The 21,307-nt window shown below is 62.8% G+C and carries 14 protein-coding genes; 8 read left to right on the top strand and 6 right to left on the bottom strand.

Annotated features, from left to right (window positions below):
* Complete coding sequence (locus tag K0B93_RS13110; protein ID WP_324125066.1) at positions 1-2,697, bottom strand: molybdopterin-dependent oxidoreductase; 2,697 nt, start codon at positions 2,695-2,697, stop codon at positions 1-3.
* Positions 2,698-3,287: 590 nt separating this feature from the next.
* Here K0B93_RS13110 and K0B93_RS13105 point away from each other — a divergent pair.
* From K0B93_RS13105 to K0B93_RS13095, 3 genes are read left to right on the top strand one after another with little or no spacing between them, the layout of a single operon-like run.
* Positions 3,288-4,589 carry a CmpA/NrtA family ABC transporter substrate-binding protein gene (locus tag K0B93_RS13105; RefSeq protein WP_228743527.1) on the top strand — a complete coding sequence of 434 codons (1,302 nt, stop codon included), beginning with the start codon at positions 3,288-3,290 and terminating at the stop codon, positions 4,587-4,589.
* A gap of 23 nt (positions 4,590-4,612) precedes the next feature.
* On the top strand, positions 4,613-5,608 hold the full coding sequence (locus K0B93_RS13100) for an ABC transporter permease (RefSeq protein ID WP_219867631.1): 996 nt from the start codon (positions 4,613-4,615) through the stop codon (positions 5,606-5,608).
* Between the two features lie 11 nt (positions 5,609-5,619).
* Positions 5,620-6,486 carry an ABC transporter ATP-binding protein gene (locus tag K0B93_RS13095; protein ID WP_219867630.1) on the top strand — a complete coding sequence of 289 codons (867 nt, stop codon included), beginning with the start codon at positions 5,620-5,622 and terminating at the stop codon, positions 6,484-6,486.
* An 11-nt stretch (positions 6,487-6,497) separates the two neighbouring features.
* Here the strand turns inward: K0B93_RS13095 and K0B93_RS13090 are convergent, their stop codons facing one another.
* Positions 6,498-7,796 carry a nitrate- and nitrite sensing domain-containing protein gene (locus K0B93_RS13090; RefSeq protein WP_219867629.1) on the bottom strand — a complete coding sequence of 433 codons (1,299 nt, stop codon included), beginning with the start codon at positions 7,794-7,796 and terminating at the stop codon, positions 6,498-6,500.
* A gap of 345 nt (positions 7,797-8,141) precedes the next feature.
* On the opposite strand from K0B93_RS13090, the gene K0B93_RS13085 reads away from it, so the two are divergent.
* The 3 genes from K0B93_RS13085 to nirD all read left to right on the top strand — a co-directional run bounded on the left by K0B93_RS13085 (position 8,142) and on the right by nirD (position 12,436).
* Positions 8,142-9,374, top strand: a complete 1,233-nt coding sequence (locus K0B93_RS13085) for an NAD(P)/FAD-dependent oxidoreductase (RefSeq protein WP_219867628.1) — start codon at positions 8,142-8,144, stop codon at positions 9,372-9,374.
* Positions 9,375-9,402: 28 nt separating this feature from the next.
* On the top strand, positions 9,403-11,910 hold the full coding sequence (nirB, locus tag K0B93_RS13080; protein WP_219867627.1) for a nitrite reductase large subunit NirB: 2,508 nt from the start codon (positions 9,403-9,405) through the stop codon (positions 11,908-11,910).
* Positions 11,911-12,067: 157 nt separating this feature from the next.
* Positions 12,068-12,436, top strand: coding sequence for a nitrite reductase small subunit NirD (gene nirD / locus K0B93_RS13075; RefSeq protein ID WP_219867626.1), 369 nt, complete (start codon positions 12,068-12,070; stop codon positions 12,434-12,436).
* A gap of 154 nt (positions 12,437-12,590) precedes the next feature.
* On the opposite strand, the gene K0B93_RS13070 is transcribed toward nirD, so the two are convergent.
* Positions 12,591-15,761: an efflux RND transporter permease subunit gene (locus K0B93_RS13070; protein ID WP_219867625.1), complete on the bottom strand. Its 3,171-nt coding sequence runs from the start codon at positions 15,759-15,761 to the stop codon at positions 12,591-12,593.
* A complete protein-coding gene (locus tag K0B93_RS13065; protein ID WP_324125059.1) occupies positions 15,761-16,861 on the bottom strand; it encodes an efflux RND transporter periplasmic adaptor subunit in 1,101 nt (366 codons plus the stop codon). Before K0B93_RS13065 ends, K0B93_RS13070 begins: the two co-directional genes overlap by 1 nt.
* A gap of 162 nt (positions 16,862-17,023) precedes the next feature.
* On the opposite strand from K0B93_RS13065, the gene K0B93_RS13060 reads away from it, so the two are divergent.
* A complete protein-coding gene (locus K0B93_RS13060; protein ID WP_219867624.1) occupies positions 17,024-18,388 on the top strand; it encodes a WS/DGAT/MGAT family O-acyltransferase in 1,365 nt (454 codons plus the stop codon).
* Here the strand turns inward: K0B93_RS13060 and K0B93_RS13055 are convergent, their stop codons facing one another.
* Complete coding sequence (locus tag K0B93_RS13055) at positions 18,389-18,796, bottom strand: NINE protein (RefSeq protein ID WP_219867623.1); 408 nt, start codon at positions 18,794-18,796, stop codon at positions 18,389-18,391. It lies immediately after the preceding gene.
* 257 nt (positions 18,797-19,053) lie between these two features.
* On the bottom strand, positions 19,054-20,160 hold the full coding sequence (locus K0B93_RS13050; protein WP_219867622.1) for an AraC family transcriptional regulator: 1,107 nt from the start codon (positions 20,158-20,160) through the stop codon (positions 19,054-19,056).
* A 224-nt stretch (positions 20,161-20,384) separates the two neighbouring features.
* Between K0B93_RS13050 and K0B93_RS13045 the strand changes: the two genes are divergently transcribed.
* Positions 20,385-21,290 carry a metal-dependent hydrolase gene (locus K0B93_RS13045; protein ID WP_219867621.1) on the top strand — a complete coding sequence of 302 codons (906 nt, stop codon included), beginning with the start codon at positions 20,385-20,387 and terminating at the stop codon, positions 21,288-21,290.
* Positions 21,291-21,307 lie beyond the last annotated feature (17 nt).

Raw genomic sequence — 21,307 nt, 5'->3', positions numbered from 1 at the left:
TCAGGACGCCACCTGCGCCCGCTGCGGCAGAGTTTCCGTCAACAAACTGCGCAGTTCCGGGACACAGGAGCCGCAATTAGTACCACACTTCAGCGCCTCGCCCAGAGCTTCAACACTGTCCTGGCCCGAACGGATGGCACTCTCGATCTGTTTTTCACCGACCTGGAAACAGCTGCACACCATCGCACCGGCGTCTTCGGTCTCCACCGACCGGGCCGCGAGCAGACACTGGCGCTGTTCACGGCTTAGCCGCTCGGCTCCAAAACACTCATCCAGCCAGGCCAGATCCGGCAAGTCGGCGGCGGCTGTGTCGACCAGCAGAACCGCCTGCAACTGGCCATCCAGAATCCGGGCCGCACGGAAACGACCGCAGGCGGGGTCCCCCATCAGTACCTGGGGCGCACCCCCCAGCCAGGCTTCGACCTCGCGCGCCCAGTCCACCGGCTGGTAGCCCGCCAGCCACCAGCTCTGACTGTGGCCCAGCGGTTGCCGGCTCCAGTAACCGTCCGGACGGGCCTGATCCGGCTGCCAGTCGTGGCCCGGACGCCGCATTAATCTTGCGTGCCAACGGCTCGGCGCCGGCTGCAGCCTGGCCACCCCGTGTTTGCCCTCCGGTTGTCCAGAGAACGGGTCGGTCACTGGCTTCATCAGGCTGGTTGCTATGCCCTGCGAGGCAAACCGGTCGTTCCAGTGGATAGGCACAAACACCTCACCCGGCCTCTGATCCGGAGTGATCCGGATCCGGCCGACGTAAACACCAGCGTCCGGGCCGGTGAGCCGGCCCAGTTCACCCTCCCGAAGCTTCAACCGCTCGGCATCCGAAGGGTGCACCTCGATAAAGGGTTCCTGGCGATGCGCCAGCAGGCGCGGGGCCAGTGCGGTCCGGGTCATGGTGTGCCACTGATCGCGGATCCGGCCGGTGTTCACCACCAGCGGATGGCTCTGCGTCGGCGCCTGTCCCGGGGCAATCGTGGCCACCGGCACCAGACAGGCCCGCCCGTTCGCGGTTGAAAAGGCGCCATCGGAATACAGCCGGCGGGTACCAGACAGGTTCCCCGCCGCATCTACGGCCAGGGGCCATTGCACCGGCGCCAACCGGTCATAGTCGGCTTCCGTCAGCTCACCCAGGGCACCAATATCGAATTTTCGCTGCCCGTAGGCCTCGCGGGCTGCCAGACCGGACAGCGCCGCATGCTCCCGGAAGATCTCCGCCGGCGTCTGGTAATCAAAGGCCTGACCATGGCCCAGGGCCCGGCCCACGGCGCTCAGTATCCACCAGTCAGGCCGTACCTCTCCGGGCAACGGCAGGAACGAACGCTGGCGCGAGATACAACGCTCCGAGTTGGTCACCGTCCCGTTTTTCTCTCCCCAACCGGCTGCCGGCAGCAGAATGTCGGCAAATGCGGTGGTGTCCGTTTCCGCCATGCAGTCGGACACAATCACCGTGGGACAGCGGGCCAAAGCCTCGCGTACCCGCGCCGAGCGGGGCAGACTGACCGCAGGATTGGTGCCCATGATCCACAGTACCTTGATGTCGCCCCGATGCACCGCCTCAAACAGATCCACCGCCTTCAGGCCCGGGCTCTCGGGCACCGCGTCTGCGCCCCAGAATCGGGCCACGTTCCTCCGGGCACCCGGGCTGTCGTAATCCATGTGCGCCGCCAGGGTGTTGGCCAGGCCACCCACCTCTCGTCCGCCCATGGCATTGGGCTGCCCCGTGAGCGAAAATGGACCGGCACCGGGCAATCCGACCCGGCCGGTCGCCAGGTGGCAGTTAATGATGGCATTGCATTTATCGGTGCCGGCCAGCGCCTGGTTGATGCCCTGGGAAAACCCGGTCACCGTGCGCGGGGTCTCCGCGAACCAGCGATAGAAACTCTCGACATCGCCAACCGGCAGATCACACTGTTGGGCAACGGAACTCACCGAGGGCGCCGCCTCAAGGGCAGCCTCGAGGGATGCGTCATAACCCTGGCAGTGGCGGGCGACATAGTCATGGTCGACGGCCCTGTGCCTGGCCAGCCACACCAGCAGCCCGTTAAACAGGATGGTGTCGGTGCCCGGCTTCAGTTTCAGGTGCAGGTCCGCCAGCTCGGCGGTGGCGGTACGGCGGGGATCAATCACCACCACCCGCCGTCCGGTCCGGCCCGCCGCCTTCATCCGCTGATACAGCACCGGATGGGCCCAGGCCGCATTGCTGCCGGCCAGTACCAGCAGGTCCGCCAACTCGAAATCCTCGTAACAGCCCGGCACGCAGTCCTCGCCAAAGGCCCGCTTGTGGGCCGCCACCGCCGAGGACATGCAAAGCCGGGAGTTGGTATCCACATGGGGCGTGCCGATAAACCCCTTGGCCAGTTTGTTGGCCACGTAATAATCCTCGGTCAGCAACTGTCCGGAAAGGTAGAAGGCCACCGACCCGGGCCCGTGCGTGGCGACGGCCTCACGGATGGCCCCGGACACCGCCTCCAGCGCGTCTGGCCAGCTGCGGTCCTCACCCGCCACCCTGGGCGTCAGCAGCCGGCCGGCTGGCACCAAGGTTTCATGCAGTGCAGAGCCTTTGACACACAGGCGACCCTGGTTCGCCGGATGATCCTGATCGCCGGTGACTCCGTCGGGGCGCGCGGCAACACCGCAGCCAACGCCACAATAAGGGCAGGTGGTCTGAATCCCGGTTGCGGAGTGAAGCTTGGTATCCACGTCTCGTCCTCTTGGCTCACCAACAAAAAGCCCCTCGACTGCTCACGGGTGGTCCGGCGGGCAGTGGAGGGGCTTCTTTGCCTGGTTTCAATATTTGGTCAGTAGTGCTGGCAGTTCACGGTGCAATAACAGGGCCAGTGCTGCCCTGAGCGGGGTAATGATGCTCCAGGCCTGTGTCCATGCCGCCCCGGGGCCCGGGCTCGGCATGATCTCCGACTGGCGCTCGCATCGAAGCCCGCGCAGGCAGGGCCACAATGGTGCAGAAAACCATCAACATGCACTAAAACAACCCGGCGCGACCGTCGCCAGAACAGCCTCTGTACCCACATGGATTTTCTTACCTACTGTTTTCGCAGTCTTTTTGATCACTGGCACAGGCTGTGCAAACCCTATCCGTGAACATTCGAGAACATCACAGATTCGACAGGCATCGGCGCCTGCTTTCCGGCAACGGAGAGCAGGCGCTTTTTTTTGCCTGAAAGAACATCGCGAGGTAAGGAACCATGAAGACATCCCTGACAACCGTCACCGGAACACTCCGACAGCTGGCCGGGCTGGCCGCCGCGGTCTCGCTGCTGACCGGCGCCAGCATGGCCCAGGCAGAAATTGGCGCGCCGGAAAAGCCGGACCTGAAACTTGGCTTCATCAAACTGACGGACATGGCCCCGCTGGCCGTGGCCTGGGAGCAGGGCTTCTTTATGGACGAAGGCCTGTTCGTCGAACTGGAAGCCCAGGCCAACTGGAAGGTCCTGCTCGATCGTGTGATTACCGGTGAACTGGACGGCGCCCACATGCTGGCCGGCCAGCCTCTGGGTGCCTCCATCGGTTACGGTACCCAGGCCGACATCATCACCGCCTTCAGCATGGACCTGAACGGCAACGGCATTACCGTTTCCAACGACGTCTGGGAAACCATGAGCCAGCACATCCCCGAGCAGGATGGCAAACCCGTGCATCCCATCAGCGCCAGCGCGCTGAAACCGGTGGTGGAGGAATCCCGGGCCAAGGGCGAACGTTTCCGTATGGGCATGGTGTTCCCGGTCTCCACCCACAATTACGAGCTGCGTTACTGGCTCGCCGCCGGGGGCCTGAATCCGGGCTACTACGCGCCCCAGCGCGGCGACACCAGCGGCACCCTGGACGCCGACGTGCATCTGTCGGTCACGCCACCACCGCAAATGCCGGCTACCATGGAAGCTGGCACCATCCAGGGCTACTGCGTCGGCGAACCCTGGAACCAGCAGGCTGTGTTCAAGGGCATCGGGGTACCGGTCATTACCGACTACGAGATCTGGCCGAACAACCCGGAGAAGGTCTTCGGCGTCACCCAGACCTGGGCCGAGGAGAACCCCAATACCCACCTGCACCTGCTGCGTGCCCTGATCCGCGCCGCGCACTGGCTGGATGAGAACAACAACGCCAACCGGGAGGAAGCGGTCGAGATCCTGGCCCGTCCCAGTTACGTCGGCGCCGATGCCGAGGTCATCGCCAATTCCATGACCGGCACCTTCGAGTACGAGAAAGGCGATATCCGCGAGGTACCCGACTTCAACGTGTTCTTCCGCTACCACGCCACCTACCCGTACCCGTCTGACGCCATCTGGTACCTCTCGCAGATGCGTCGCTGGGGACAGATTCCGGAAGCCAAGTCGGACGACTGGTACATGAAGACCGCCGCCCAGGTCTACCGTGGCGACATCTATGCCGAAGCGGCCAAATCCCTGATCGAAGATGGCCTGATGAATGCGGAGGATTTCCCCGACTTCAGCCAGGAAAACTTCGCCCGCCCGGACCAGGGCGAGCTGATTGATGGCGTCGCGTTCACACCGCGCAAGCCCAACGCCTATATCGACAGCTTCGAGATTGGCCTGAAAGGCTCCGACACACCGTAACCGGGAGTACCCAGGAGAACGACATGAGTACGTTAACCACCCCCACTTCCAGAACCGGCGCATCCGGCTGGCTGAAACTACTGGCTGACCGGTTTACCGGCGCCGAGCTGGCCCAGGGCGGCAAACAGCTGCTGCTGCCGACCATAGGCATTCTGATTTTTCTCGGCTTCTGGCATCTGGCCGCGCCCCAGGTGGACACATCCCTGGGCACCTTCCCCGGGCCCGCGCAGGTCTGGGAGCAGGGTGGACAGCTGTGGCAGGAACACGCGAACCAGCGGGCACGGGCGGACCAGTTCGTGACCATGCAGGAGGAGCGCAACGCCCGGATCCTGGCCGACAACCCTGAAGCCGAGGTCAAAATCCGTGACTACCCCGGAGCTCCGACGTTTCTGGATCAAGTCGTCACCAGCCTCATTACCGTGCTGGCGGGCTTCATACTGGCCACGATCATTGCCGTACCCCTGGGCATCGTGTTCGGCCTGAACCGCTATTTCCAGGCTGCGGTCAATCCCCTGATCCAGATCTTCAAGCCGGTGTCGCCCCTGGCCTGGCTGCCGCTGGTCACCATGGTGGTATCCGCCACCTACGTCAGTGACGATCCGATGTTCGAAAAGTCGTTCCTGACCTCGATGATCACGGTGACCCTGTGCAGCCTGTGGCCCACCCTGATCAACACCAGCGTCGGCGTCGCGGCCGTGAATCCGGATCTGCTGAACGTATCCCGGGTGCTGCGGCTGTCGTTCTGGACCCACGTCCGGAGGGTCGTCCTGCCATCCTCGGTCCCGATGATCTTCACCGGCCTTCGGGTGTCCCTGGGCATTGCCTGGATGGTGTTGATTGCGGCCGAAATGCTGGCCCAGAGCCCGGGCCTGGGCAAATTCGTCTGGGACGAATTCCAGAATGGCAGCAGTCAGTCCCTGAGCCGGATCATGGTGGCGGTACTGGCCATCGGGTTTATCGGCTTCCTGCTGGATCGCATCATGCTGCTGATCCAGAAGAAAGTCGCCTGGAACGAATAACGGAGATGATCATGACTAAAGCGCATTTGGAACTGACCGGGGTCGAAATGGCCTTCGATACCCCGAAGGGCCCCTTCGTGGCCCTGGACAACGTCGGCCTGAAGATCAAGAAGGGCGAATTCGTGTCCCTGATTGGCCACTCGGGTTGCGGAAAATCCACGGTCCTGAACATCGTCGCCGGCCTGCTGCAGGCCACCAAGGGGGGCTGCGTGCTGGACGGCCATGAAGTCAATTCACCCGGCCCGGAACGGGCGGTGGTGTTCCAGAACCACGCACTGATGCCCTGGCTGACGGTGTACGAAAACGTGGAACTGGCGGTGCAGCAGGTGTTCCGAAAATCCATGGCGAAACAGGAACGCCGGGACTGGATCCATCACAACCTGGAACTGGTCAACATGGCCCACGCCGCCAACAAGCGGCCGGGGGAAATTTCCGGGGGTATGGCCCAGCGGGTGGGCATTGCCCGGGCCCTGGCCATGAAACCCAGCGTGTTGCTGATGGACGAGCCGTTCGGGGCGCTGGATGCCCTGACCCGGGCTCATCTGCAGGATTCGCTGATGGATATCCAGCAGGAGCTGAACAACACGGTGATCATGATTACCCACGACGTCGATGAGGCAGTACTGCTGTCTGATCGCATCATCATGATGACCAACGGCCCGGCGGCCACCGTTGGCGAGGATCTGCACATCGACCTGCCCCGACCCAGGAACCGTGTCACCCTGGCCGACGATCCGACCTACGTGCATTACCGGCAGGAGGTCCTGAAATTCCTTTACGAGAAGCAGCGCAAGCTGGAGCATATTGCGCCCCGACGAGGCAGCCAGCCTGCTGAGACAACCCCGGAGACGAACTCTGCCCAGGCCGCAAGGGCCTGAGCAGTTCCTCCTTACTTCAGAACATCGGCCATGGAGACCAGGGCCCGGGCTACCTCGGGCAGCTTCTTGCCCTGATCCATGGCCAGTTTCCGCAACACCCGGTGGGCCTCGTCGTTGTCGATCTTGCGATGATCCATCAGCAACAACACCGCCTTCTCCTGGGTTTTCCGGTCTTCCAGCGCTTCCTTGGCGCTCTGCAGTTCGTCATTCATCTGCTGAAGCCGGCGGGTCTGCTCCTGCACCAGGTCGAATATGGACCGACCAAACTGCTGACCCACCCCGTCACTGTTCCAGGATTCGCCCGCCCGGGCATCGTCGCCGGAATCGCACAACACCAGTAGCGGCTGGGAGGGCGTGTCCTGTTGGTCCAGTGAGGCGATCAGGGTTTCCTGATGCGCCAGGGAATTGCGCGCCTCGGCGAAACGTTCCACACAGCGGGTATGAAAGCTGCCTTCCACTGCATCTTCCACTGTCTTGAGCTCGTCCATACGCTCTGACATCAGCCTGAACCAGTGGTCCGCCAATTCCGGATCCAGCGACTTGTAACGCCCCACCGAACAGCCGAGCTGGCGCAACCGCTCGATCTCGACCTCGCGGTCATTCGCACGCAGGGTCTGCCACAATTCGCGACTCTGGCCGTCGGAGAAACTGACAAACACCTCAAAACAGCGCTCCTGCGCCTCAACAAGGTGCATCATGCGCTTCGATAGTGCGCCGTCAAAGCCGCCACTGGAAAATCCGGCGGACCCCACCGCCCGCTCCTGGCCACAGAATTCCTTACCGTTCATCAGATGCACCATCGCCACCAGCAAGCCGGCAATGGAGGGATCGACCGCGGTGTCCGCGGCCTCGAAAACCACGGTGATGAACTCGTGGATCAGACCGGAATAGGCTTCGGTGGCTTCCGCCGCGGACAAGCCCCGGCTTTCAACCCCCGCCCTCAGTGCCGGCAATTCCTCCAGCCCGTGCAGGGCGCTGGCGATGTGGTTCAGCAGGTGACTGCTGACCGGGTGGGCCGTCAGCTCCTCGTGCACTTCCGCCAGGGCCTGTTCGAAGATACCGGCCAGGCGCTCCGATTCGGCGATCGTTGCGCGCCGCTCGTTCACGAACTTCTCGCCCCCGGACCCGAGGAACACGTTGGACGCTCCCCGTTCCCGCTGCAGTCCGTGCACCAGATTGCTGATGCTCTGGACCACCTTGCCCATTTGCAGGAAATACTGAAGGTTCATCAACTCACACTGCCGCGAGGCAATCAGGTAATCCGCCGCAGAGGGCGGAGTGGGGGCTTGCTGCTTTCGACTGGTGTTCATGGCGTGACTCCCGGCACGTAGCCGTACTTTCTCGATACCGAATAACTCAGCAATTACCGCGCCAGCAAAAGCCTCAAAGTCGTGCAATCCGCCCCAGTACAGGGCAACCGATTCCGTGTTTCCCCGACCCTTCCGCCCCCATTAGTACGTATCCAACTGATTTTAATAGCCTTAAAAAAGTGGCACGAAGATCGCTTAGCCAAAACCAAGGACGAACGTCCCGGCCATGGATTGGGCCGGACCATCAGATCATAGTTGTTGGCATTGGCGCCGGACCATCGATTCCCCCACGGGGATGAGATGCTCCGGCTTTTTTTGTTTGTTCGGAAAGTAAGAGGAGCAGGTATGACCCGGAACAGGGAACGCACTCTGGTCGTCTGTGGCCATGGCATGGTGGCACAACGATTCCTGGAGGAGCTGGTGGCCCGGGATCCTGCGCCCCGTCTGAACATTGTTGTCTTCAACGGGGAATCCCGTCCGGCCTATAACCGGATCCAGCTGTCGGCACTGCTGAGTGGCGATGCCGACGAGGACAGCCTGACCCTCAAACCCGGGGACTGGTTCAGCCGCCACGGCATTCAGGTCCATGGCGGCGAGTCGGTCCGGGCCATCGACCGTCAGGGCCAAACCGTGACAACCACCACCGGGCGCGTCCAGCGGTACGACCGACTGGTGATCGCCACCGGATCCCGGCCCGGACAGCTCGGCATTCCCGGGGAGGACCTGCGCGGGGTTACCCAGTTTCGGGACTTCAATGACACCTGCCACCTGATTGAGCAGAGCCGGACCCGGCAACGGGCGGTGGTGGTAGGGGGCGGCTTTCTCGGTCTGGAGGCTGCCGCCGGCCTGCTGCGTCGGGGGGTAGCCGTGACCGTCCTTCATCGCAGCGGGCACCTGCTGAACAGGCAACTGGACCCCACCGGCGGCAACCTGCTCGCCGACGCCCTGACGTCTAAGGGCATGGACATTCTGACATCGACCGCTCCGGTCCAGTTTCTGGGTCGGGACAGCGTTCGGGCGGTGCAGCTGAACGATCAGACCGTCATCAGTACCGACCTGGTGGTCGTCGCCACCGGTATCGTGCCGAACCGGGAACTGGCGGAAGCGGCAGGCCTGGACTGTGGCCGTGGCATCCGGGTGAACCGGCAACTGCGCACCAGCGATCCAAACATCCATGCCCTGGGGGAATGCTGTGAGCTGGAGAGCGAGACCTTCGGCCTGGTTGAACCCGGATACCAGCATGCCAGGGTGCTGGCCCAGGTACTTACCGATGAAACCAGCAGCGCCAGCTACCGGAGTTCGGTGCTCGCCACCCGACTCAAGATCAGCGACGTTCCGGTCTTCTCCTGCGGCCTGCAAGCCCCGGACGACAGCACCGAATCCCTGATCTGGCAGGACTTCGAAACCGGCGGTTACAGCCATCTGATGATCCGCGAGAACCGCCTGGTCGGCGCCATTCTGGTTGGCGACACCGGCCAGGGCCCCTGGTATCAGGAACTGATCACCGAGAACGCCAACATTGCCCGGTTCCGGGCGCAACTGCCCTTTGGCAGGCAATTTTGCGAGGTGGCGGCCTGAGCCGCCACCCAGGAGAGAGGACATACCCATGAGCAAGAAAACCCTGATCGTGATTGGCAATGGCATGGTGGGCCATCACTTCCTGGAACAATTCGTTGCCACCCCCTCGGCCTCCGACTACGAGATTATCGTCTTCGGTGAGGAGAAGCAGCTGGCCTATGACCGGGTCCACCTGTCCGAATACTTCGCCGGCTCGACCCACGCCGATCTCGCCATGGGGACTGCGGACTGGTACACCGAACAGGGCATCCAGCTGCGTCTGAACGAGGCGGTCACCAGCCTTGACCGTGACCAGCGCACAGTGACCACGCCCAAAGGGCAGTACCGTTACGACGAACTGGTGCTGGCCACCGGCTCCTACCCGTTCGTACCGCCCATCGAGGGTCGCGAGCACCCGCACTGTTTCGTGTACCGGACCCTTGAGGACCTGGACGCCATCCGGGCCAGTGCCCAGAGCGGCAAATCCGGCGTGGTGGTCGGCGGTGGCCTGCTCGGCCTCGAGGCCGCCAACGCCCTGAAAAGCCTCGGCCTGCAGGCGCATGTGGTGGAGTTCGCGCCCCGGCTGATGCCGGTGCAGCTGGATACCGACGGCGGCGCGCTGCTGCGCCACAAGATCGAAGAGCTCGGTGTGCAGGTTCATACCGAGAAAGCGACCACCGCCATCGTGGAAGGCGTGGATGCTCGCCTGCGCATGAACTTCAGCGATGACAGCCACCTGGAAACCGACCTGATCGTGTTCTCCGCCGGTATCCGCCCCCAGGACGCCCTGGCCCGGTCCAGCGGCCTGGAGATCGGTGAACGCGGTGGCATCGTCGTCAACGACCAGTGCACCACCTCGGATCCGCACATCCACGCCATCGGCGAGTGCGCCCTCTGGGACCAGCGGATCTTCGGCCTGGTCGCACCCGGCTATACTATGGCCCGCACCCTGGCCTCGGTGCTGAACGGCGATGCCGAGGCCGCTTTCACCGGCGCCGACATGAGCACCAAGCTCAAACTCCTTGGCGTGGATGTCGGCTCCATCGGCGATGCCCACGCCCAGACCCCAGGGGCGCGCAACATCCGCTTCAACGACGAACAGGCTGGGCATTACCGCCGCATGGTGATCAGCGAGGACGGCAAGACCCTGCTGGGCGCCATCCTGGTGGGCGACAACAGCCATTACGACACCCTGCTGCAGTACACCCTGAACGACATCACCCTGCCGGACAATCCGGAAACCCTGATCCTGCCGGAAAGCCAGGGCGGCGCCCCGGCATTGGGTCCGGATGCGTTACCGGAAACCGCGTCCATCTGCTCCTGCCACAACGTCAGCAAGGGTGACATCTGCGGCGCCATTGACGCTGGCTGCGGCGACCTTGGCAGCGTCAAGGCCGAAACCAAGGCCAGTACCGGCTGTGGTGGCTGCACCGCTCTGCTCAAGAATGTCGTCGACAGCGAACTGGAAAAACGCGGGGTCGAGGTCAGCAAGGATCTGTGCGAGCACTTCCCGTACAGCCGTCAGGAGCTCTTCCACCTCGTCAAGGTCAACGGCATTCGCACCTTCCGCACCCTGATCAGCCAGCACGGCAAGGGCCACGGCTGCGACATCTGCAAACCGACGGTGGCCTCCATCCTGGCCACCTGCTGGAACGACCACATTCTGGCCACCGACCACGTGCCACTGCAGGACACCAACGACACCTTCATGGCCAACATGCAGAAAAACGGCACCTACTCCATCGTGCCGCGCATCCCTGGCGGTGAAATCACCCCGGACAAGCTGATTGTCCTGGGCGAGGTGGCCAAGCAGTACAACCTGTACACCAAGATCACCGGCGGCCAGCGGGTCGACCTGTTCGGCGCCACCCTGAGCGAACTGCCGGAAATCTGGGAAAAACTCATCGCCGCCGGCTTCGAGACCGGTCACGCCTACGGCAAGTCCCTGCGGACGGTCAAATCCTGCGTCGGGAGCACCTGGTGCCGGTACGGCGTCCAGGACAGCGTGGGCATGGCCATCCTCCTGGAGAACCGCTACAAGGGCCTGCGCGCGCCGCACAAGGTCAAAATGGCGGTGTCCGGCTGCACCCGGGAGTGCGCCGAGGCCCAGAGCAAGGACTTCGGGGTCATTGCCACCGAGAACGGCTGGAACCTCTACGTCTGCGGCAACGGCGGCATGCGCCCGCGCCACGCCGACCTGTTTGCCACCGATCTGTCGGACGAGGAACTGATCCGGACCATCGACCGGGTAATCATGTTCTACGTGCGCACCGGCGACCGGCTGCAGCGCACCAGTGTCTGGATGGAAAACCTGGAGGGCGGCCTGGATTACCTGAAGCAGGTAGTACTGGAGGACAGCCTGGGGATCTGTGCGGAACTGGACGAGCACATGGACGGCATCGTCGACACCTACCAGTGCGAGTGGAAGACCGCGGTGGAGGATCCGGAGAAGCGCAAGCGGTTCCGGGAGTTTGTGAACGCGCCGGAGCAGAAGGACCCGGTGCAGCAGTGGACGACCGAACGGGATCAGCGGCGGCCGGTTTTGGAGTCAGCCTAGCCTGTTTTCTGGGTGCAGGAGCGTGGCGGCAAGGGAGTACTTTTCCTCTGGGAAAAAGAACTCGCTGCGCTCAGACATCTATTTCCCGGCGGAAAAGCACACCCATACCGCCTCACTCAGGGAACCCTGAGATAGACAAAGCTAAAGGAGAACAACCATGAAAGCTCGGACCTGTTGGGACGCAGTTTGTACCGTTGAGGATCTGGTGCCGGAATCCGGTATTGCGGTCTGGACTGACGACGGACCGGTGGCGGTATTCTATCTGCCGCACCGGCTGCCCGCCCTGTTCGCCATCAGCCATACCGATCCGTTCAGCGGCACTAACGTTCTGGCCCGGGGCATTACCGGTGATCTGAAAGGCGAACCGGTGGTTGCCTCACCGCTCTACAAACAACACTTCAGCCTGGTAACCGGTCAGTGCCTGGAAGATGAAAACGTGTCGGTCAAAACCTATCCCGTGCTGTTGGACGGCGACAAAATCCGTCTGGAAGTGCCAATCGACCAGTCAGAATCCGCCGTAGCCTGAAAAGCGGTCTATCTGAGCAGCCGAACAAGCCGATTTGGGGGTGCGGTGTCTTTTTTCTGCCAGGAAAAAGCTGTCTGAGCGCAGCGAGTTCCTTTTCCCAAACAAAAAAAAGACACCGCACCCCCGAAGCGGCGATACCCCCCAAAGAAGACCGCTACCGGCCAGCCCCCGAAGCAGCCTGCCAACGCTCCCGCCAGCCCAGAACAACAATGGTCAGCGCCGGCAGAAACGTCACCGTCACAATAGCCGCACCCACCAGGCCAAACAGCACAATCGCCCCCACACCACGATAGAGCTCCGTACCCTCGCCCGGCAGGAACACCAGGGGCGACAGGCCACACAGCGTGGTCAGGGTCGTCATGGCAATGGGGCGCAGGCGGGTGCGGACCGCATCCGTAACCGCGTCCACCACCGAGGCGCCCTTGTGGCGCAAATTCTGGCGCGCCTGGTCCAGCACCAGAATCGGGTTATTCACCACCGTGCCCATCAGAATCAGGAAACCCAGCATGGTGATCATGTCGAAGGGCTGGCGCAGCGGCTGCAGGCCGAGCAACGGCAGCTGGCCCCCGACCAGGTTCATCAAGGCCAGGCCGACAATGCCGCCGGCGACACCCAGGGGAATCGCGGTCAGGATCAGCAGGGGGAAGCCCCAGTGCGCAAAGATCGCCACCAGCACGAGGTAGACGATCGCTATGGCGATGATGAAGTTGCCGGCCAGGGCGTCACGGGTGGCGTTGAGCTGGTCACTGGCGCCGGAGATGTCGACGTTCACGCTGGCCGGCAGCGTGCCTTTCTCTCGCATCGCCTGCAGCAACTCGGTACGCACCCGTTCCACGCCGGCTTCCAGCGGGACATCCCCGGGTGGAATCACGTTGAGCGTGACCGTTCGCCGACCGTCCACCCGCCTGACCACACTGGTATCCACGGTTTCCTCGATGGCCGCCACACTGGACAGCGGCAGGGTGGCGCCTTCCGGAGTGTGCACCATGACATCCGGCAGCCGGGCGAGCTTTGAACCCCGGCCCTCTCGGCCGTACAGGTAGATATCGATCTTGTCGTCATCGAGGAAGAAATCGTCGATGTAACTGCCTTCAGTCAGCGACGCTACCGTGAAACCGATGGCTTCGGTATCCAGGCCCAGTTCGGCCGCCCGGTCCCAATCCGGGCGGATCTGGATCAGCGGCTGCGCCAGGGACAAGGTGGGCGGCTGGCTCTGGATCCGGGGGTTGTCGAAAATGGCCTCGGCCCGCCGGTAGGCGGCGTTGGCGGCCTGATAGACCGAGACCAGGTCCGGGCCGGAAATATCCAGATTGATGCTGCGGGTGCCGCCATCATTGCTGGAAATAATCGACCCCTTGGCGGCAAACGCGCGCATGCCCGGAAACTGCTCGTAAACCCGGGTGATCTCGTCCATCAACGCCTCGATGTGCGTCGGCTCCAGGGTCTCCGCGATGATTCTCAGGCCGGTGGGCGTGATCTGCAGGTTCAGGTAGGCCATGGGTGGAACGCCGGTCTCGCCGGCTGCGTAGGCCGCGCCATCCGCATTCACATGGGGCAGGAAATGGTCCTCCACCTGCTGCCCGATCGCGGCCATTTCGTCCAGGTTGTAGCCGGGCGGTGCGCTCATGGCGGCAAAGGTCTTGGGTTCCTCGCCCTCAGGCAGGTACTCCGCCGGTGGCGTCAGGAACAGGATCACCCAGGCGCTGACCAGCACCGTCGTGGCGATCACCAGGATGCGGCGCATTGATCCGGCCACCAGCCAGCGCACGGCCGCCATCACGGTGGTGGCCCAGCCGCCGGCGGTCTCATTGCCGTACTGGTCGGTCTGGACCGATCCGCGGCCAAAATCGAGCCGGGCGCAGAGCGTCGGGATCACCGTGATGGCCACCAGCATGGACGCCAGGATGGCGGCCGAAATGGCGATGGCGACGTCGGAATACAGCTGCCCGGCTTCCTCTTGAATGAACAGGATCGGCAGGAAGACCAGTATGGTGGTGGCGGTCGAGGCCAGCACCGCCGGCCAGACTTCCTTCACGCCCTTGAGGGCCGACTCGAAACGATCCAGGCCCAACCGTCGATGCCGTTCGATGTTCTCCAGCACCACGATGCTGTTGTCCACCGTCATACCGATGGCGAAGGCAATGCCCGCCAGCGAGATCACGTTGATGGTGCGACCGGTGATCAGCAGGCCGAGGAAGGCTGCGATGGCACACAGGGGGACCCCGCACACGCCGGCCAGGGTGGCCCGTCCGGAACGAAGAAACAGGTACATGACCAGGGTGGCGAACACCGCGCCTATGCCCAGGTTGGTCCAGACGTTGGCGACGGATGCCTCGACGTAGCGGGCATCGTCGGCCGTCAGTTCCAGGACCAGACCCGCCGGCCGGAGGACCTCCTCGTTGATGGCCGCCACCTCGTTCATCATCGCGTGCTTGATGTCGATAACGTTGGAGCCGCTTTCGCGCCGGACCTGCAGACCAATCACCCGGCGGCCATTGATCTTCGCCAGTTGCCGGATGCGCGAGTGCCCGGGCTCGATCCGGGCAACGTCCGCCAACCGCACCACACTGTCACCCGTGCGCCGCACCACCAGCCGTTCAAGCGCCTCGATATCGTCGAAGCGGCCGACGGTGCGCAGCAGGTAGCGGCGCTTGCCGGACTCGATTTCGCCACCGGAGATGTCCCGGTTGCGGTCGGTAACCGCATCGCGCAGCTCCACCAGGCTCAGGCCACGCTGGGCCAGCGCCGCCGCGTCGACAATGATCTGCATCTGCCGGTCAGCGCCGCCACCGACTTCCACCTCGGACACCCCGGGTACGCTTTCCATCCGGGGGCGCACCCGGTCTTCAATGAAATCGCGCATCAGCTCGATGTCCAGCTCCCGCGGGTTGCCTTCCAGGGTCGAGACGCGCAGGTACATGAACGAATTGGAGGAGAAGGAGGCGGCTACAATGCGCGGTTCATCCACGTTTCGGGGGTAATCAGGAACCTGGCTGAGGGCATTGTTGATCTGAATGAGGGTTTCGGTGATGTCGACACCGAACGGAAACTCCAGCTCGATCTCCGCATAGCCACTCTCGGAGGTCGCCATCATCCGGCTCAGGTTCGGCACATTGCGCAGGTAACGCTCCTGCTCGATCAGGATCTCTTTCTCGATGTCCTGGGGCGTGGCGCCCGGCCAACGGGTTTCCACGGTCACGGTACGGACTTCCAGGTCCGGGATCATCTGCACCGGTATCCGGAACGCAGCCGCCGTCCCGAGAATTGCCACAATCAGTGCGATAACCGCAACGAGGGTGCCGTGTCGGATGATGCCGGCAAACATCAACGCGCCTCCCGCTCGGCAATCCGGACGGTGATGCCCTCACTGAGCGACTCGTTGCCCCGGACCACGACCTGCTCACCGCCGCTAAGGCCATCGGTCACCTCGACCCGCCCCTTGAAGGCGGTCCCCAGACGGATCCGTTTCTCACTCACGGTGTAGGTTCCACCCTCGGCGGCCCGGGCGATCCAGACCGTCACCCGGCCCTCCGGGTAGCGATTGATCGCGTCCCGAGAAACGGTCAACCCTTCTTTGCCTGTGCTGACCCGAAGGACGGCCTGCACCGCCATGCCAGGCCAGAACCCGGCGCCTTCCGGCTGCAGCGCCCGAAGCAGGAAGGTTCTGGACTGCGGGTCGGTTACCGGAACCCGGGCGTTGATGGTCGCCTGAGCAAGGTCGGAACCCTGCCGCACAAGCAGCTGCGAGCGCTCATCCAGCCGGTTGAAATAGTCCTGGGGTACCTGGAAATCCAGCCGAAGGTTGGTGGTATCCACCAGCCGGAGCAGTTCGTCGCCCGGGGTCACCCACTCGCCCAGGTCACTGCTGCGCTCGCTGATGACACCGTCAAAGGGCGCCCGGACGTGATGCCGACGAACCCGAGCCTCCATCTGGTTGAGTACGGCGTGAAGCCGCGCAAGGGCAGCGCGGGCCGCCACCACTTCACTCTCGCGGCTTCGAACCTCGGTGGCGGCAATGTTCCGTCCGGCCCCCACCGAGCGGGCTTCCCTGAGCCGCCGCTCCGCTTCCGCCAGCAACGCCCGGGCCTGATCGGATTCGGCCCTGGCGGCCGCCAGTTCGTAGACGGCCTGCTCGTCATCGAGCTCGACCAGCACATCATCCCGGGCTACCCGGTCACCGGTTTCAACCCGCACCGAATCCAGCAGCCCCGCCACCGCCGGCGAGATTGAGGACACCCGCAACGGGTTTACGGTGCCGTTGAGCGACACCTCCTGGATGATGGCTTCCCGGGACACGGTTTCGAGCCGCACCCCGGGCGCCTGCTGCGCCGCGGCCATTGCCGCTACCTGCAGTATCAGCAACAATACCCCGCAGCGGGCACCCCTGAGGGCAGTACTGGTTTTCTGTCCTCCCGCTTCGCGCACCCGCAAACCTCCGATCTGGTTGATAGCCTGAATCAAAGACTACGAAATGAACCTTAGACCAGACCTGACCGTCGGCAACCCCCGAATTCGCGAATGGGTCAATTAAGGCCGCTGGTAATTACGCTACTATCTGCGCATACGACCAATAAAAAGGATGGCAGCGTGAAACCCCTGAGCCCCACCGACCAGCTGTTTCTCTGGCTTGAAAAACGGCAGCAACCCATGCATGTGGGTGGCCTGCAGCTGTTTTCGTTTCCAGACGACGCCCCGGATGATTACGTCGCCCAACTGGCCGAACAATTGCGCCAACACTCCCAGGTAACGGCGCCCTTTGACCGGCGGCTGGACACCCGGCTGGCACAACCGGTGTGGGTACACGACGAACACCTGGATCTGGAACACCATTTTCGCTTCGAGGCGCTGCCCACGCCCGGGCGAATCCGGGAACTGCTGACCTTTGTCTCCGCCGAGCATTCACACCTGATGGACCGGGAGCGGCCGCTCTGGGAGTTTCATCTGATCGAGGGGCTGAGGGATCGGCAGTTCGCGCTCTACATCAAGGTTCACCATGCGCTGATGGACGGGGTTTCTGCCATGCGCATGGGCCAGCGCATGCTGAGCACGGATCCCTCGGAACGGAACATGCCACCGATCTGGGATCTGCCGCTGGGCGGCCGCGGGGAGACCGATGACCGGGCAACACTCTGGCGCAGCATTGCCCACCTGCTGGGAGAATCCGGGAAACAGTTGGGGACGTTACCGACGGTGGCACGGGAAATCCTGCGCACGGTGAACGAGGCCCGCAAGAATCCAGCCTACGACTCCATCTTCCACGCACCACGCAGCATCCTGAACCAGAAAATCACCGGCTCCCGTCGTTTCGCGGCACAGTCTTACGGTATGGAGCGCATTCGTCAGGTCTGCCAGGCGTTTGGCGCGACCGTGAACGATGTGGTGATGGCGATGTGTGCCAGTGCGCTGCGTACCTACCTGATGAACCAGGATGCCCTGCCTGACAAGCCGCTGATAGCCATGGTGCCGGTTTCCCTGCACCGCGACGACAGTGCCGAAGGCAACCAGGTCGGCATTATCCTGGCGTCCCTGGGCACCGATCTGATCGATCCGGTGGCCCGACTGATGCACATTCATCAGGACGTCAAGCTGGCCAAGGACCGCTACGCCAAGATGTCCTCGGAGGAGATCATCAATTACACCGCGCTGATCCTGGCGCCGGCGGCGTTCCACCTGCTCACCGGGATGGCGCCGAAATGGCAGACCTTCAACGTGGTTATCTCCAACGTTCCCGGGCCCAAAGAGACCCGCTACTGGAACGGCGCCCGGCTGGAAGGCATGTATCCGGTGTCGATCGCCATGGACCGACTGGCATTGAACATGACCCTGACCAGCTACCGTGACCAGGTCGAGTTCGGCCTGATCGGCTGCCGCCGTACCCTGCCAAGCCTGCAACGCATGCTCGACTACCTGGAGGACGGCCTGGTGGAACTGGAGCGGGCGGCCTCCATCTGATCAGTCGAACCGATGCTCCCGGTTGCGTTCGGAAATCTGGTCGTTCAGGGTCCAGAAATCGTAGAGCACACCCAACAGGAACAGGCCGCCGGTGAGCAGGTAGATGATGCCGCTGATCCATTTACCCATGTACATCCGGTGCAGGCCGAATACGCCAGTGAAGGTCAGCAGCAGCCAGCCAATGTTGTAGCTGACCTCGCCCTCGCGGAACCGGAAGTCCGCCTCCCGGTCCATGGACGGGATCAGGAACAGGTCGATGATCCAGCCGATGAAGAGCAGGCCCAGGGTAAAGAACCAGATGGTGCCGGTGATGGGTTTGCCGTAGTAGAAACGGTGGGAACCGAGGAATCCAAAGATCCAGAGGAGGTAACCGAAGAGTTTGCTGTGGGTGTCAGTTCTGGTTTCCATGATGCTTTCCTTCTGGCTTCCATTGATGGTTCGACTGCGGACCTGGCCTTTGGGGTTTGGTGGCTGGCCCGGGGGCTGGATTATTTTTCCCTTGGAAAAAACAACTCGCTGCGCTCAGACATCTTTTTCCTGGCGGGAAAAATAATCCAACCCCCGCCCGTCAAACAATAAGGGCATAGTCCCTGAATTCAAAAAATAAACATCCACCCTGCGACCACACGTCCAACCAGGCAGCCCCAAGAACCGAATTCCCAACCTCAGGGCCCCACCTCCGGCGCCGGATCCGGCCCGTCCTCCCGAAACTCGCTGGCAGACTTGCCGGTCCACTTGCGGAACGCCCGGCTGAAATTGGACAGGTCCGCGTAGCCCAGTTCGTAGGCAATTTCGCTGACCGACTGATTGGTATAACGCAGCAGCTGGATGGCCCGGTCCTTGAGCACCGCCTCGACGATTTCCCGGTAGTGGGTGTCCTTTTCCGCCAGCCGCCGCTTAAGGGTCCGGGACGAGACGCAGAAGCGCTCGGCCATGACCTCCAGTGACGGCAGGGGGCCCGGCATCATCCTCAGCATGTTGCGGATGGCCAGGGAGATGTCGCCCTGCTCCTTGAGGGCTTTCTGCAACTCGAATTCACACTGCTCGCGGGCCATCTCCGAGGCGTCCGCATCGGCCAGGCGCATGCGAACCTCCAGCAATTGCCGGGGGAAGACCAGCATTTCCTCCGGCTGACCGTACTGGAACTGGACCGGAAACTGGTCGGCAAACCGTCGATAATAAGGCGGCTCCGGCGCGCTCAGGCGCACGGTGACACCCGGCAGTTTTCCCTGCTCGAGGGCGAACCCCTTGCCCTGGGCATCGTCGCGGTCGAGCAGCTGTTCGGTCAGGAGAATCAGGGTGGCGCTGACGGTTTCGGCCAGAAACGGGTAGAGCTCCGGAACGTCGAACTCGGTGCACAACTGCACCAATACCCGCTCGCCAGCCAGGGACTGCTTCATGCTCAGAAACGGCGCGCGCAACTGCAGGTATCGGTGCACCGAATCCAGCGCACCCTCAAAGGTGGGGCTGGTGAGGGCGGCAAAACCGAGCGTTCCGTGAATGGTCAGACGCAACTCGCGGGCGAGGGCGAAGCTCAGGCCGTCCGGCCCCGCCAGATCGAGGGCACGTTGTGCCATCAGGATCGCGTCGGTCACAAACACCCGGCTGTCGTTGGCTTTGAGGTCATCGGCGGTAAAGTTGAGGCCCTCGTAGAGCTTCCGATCATTGTGGCCGAGCTGCCGGACCGTTTCCGCCAGTACCCGCATGTAGACACCGGGCACCAGGAACAGCCCCAGCGTCCGCAGCTCGTTTTCCGGTCCGGTTGTTGCCATACAAGATCCTTTAGGGAAGGTTTCGAAACGCGACACCCCGACTCTATCAGAAGGTCCCCGGCGCCACAGTGGGGCGGGGGGCAGGTATGGTTCCGTCAACATAGTCAATCGTCACACCTGCTCTGGCCCATCCTGAACGATGGCCGTCCCTTTCGCGCATTCCGTCCCGGCGTTGACTCTCCCACACTTGAGCCATGCCATCAGCCAAAGTGAGGAGTACACAGATGCTGAGCACGAAAACATCGGAAAAACGGGCAGCAGCCGTCCACAAGGGGTCCAACACCCCCGACAACGTCACCATCAGGCCCCAGCGCATGGGCTTTGAATTCGACGTTCGAGTGCCCCGGTACTGGGTCGACAACAACTACCTGATCAGTCACACCATGAACGCCCTGTCGGTCCTGTTTCCCGAGGGCGAGCAGTTCTTCGTGGATTCCGTGCGTGCGTTCCGAAGCCAGATCCAGGACCCCAGGCTCAAGGACGAGGTCCGGGGGTTCATCGGACAGGAAGCCATGCATTCCCTGGAACACATTGCCATGAACCGGCATGTGCGAGACCAGGGCATGCCGGTCGAAGCCATGGAGAAAGATCTCAAGGTACTGCTCGATGTGGTCCGCCTGCTGCCCAAACGCCATCAGTTGGCAGTCACCTGCGCCCTTGAGCACATCACCGCGATGATGGCCGACATGCTGCTGGAACGGGACGACGTGCGTGAAGACATGGACGAGAGCATGCGTCCACTCTGGGTCTGGCACGCCATTGAGGAGACCGAGCACAAGGCCGTGGCCTATGACGTGTTCCTGCAGGCCGGCGGTACCTACGCCGAACGCGTGGTTTACCAGCTGGTGAGTACCGGCGTGCTGGGCGTGGTAGCGACTTGGTTCACCGGGCGGATGATGCTCAACGATCGCGGGAATTTCTCGGTGAGGGCGGCGGCTACGGGGATGTGGCGCATGTGGGGCATAAACGGCTCTTTCTCCAGCCTGATTCCGGCGTGGCTGGAGTACTTCAAACCGGGTTTTCACCCCTGGGACAAGGACAACAGTGACCTGATTGCCCGGTTCAAGGAGGAGATCCAGCAGTACATCGCGCCCGAGTACCAGAACGGCAATCGCCGAACTCTGCAGTAACGCCGCTCAGGGCGGCG

Source organism: Marinobacter sp. F4218 (genome assembly GCF_019443085.1).
GTDB lineage: Bacteria > Pseudomonadota > Gammaproteobacteria > Pseudomonadales > Oleiphilaceae > Marinobacter > Marinobacter albus.
The sequence above is the reverse complement of the archived record's forward strand: the minus strand, read 5'-3'. Positions and strand labels throughout refer to the sequence as shown.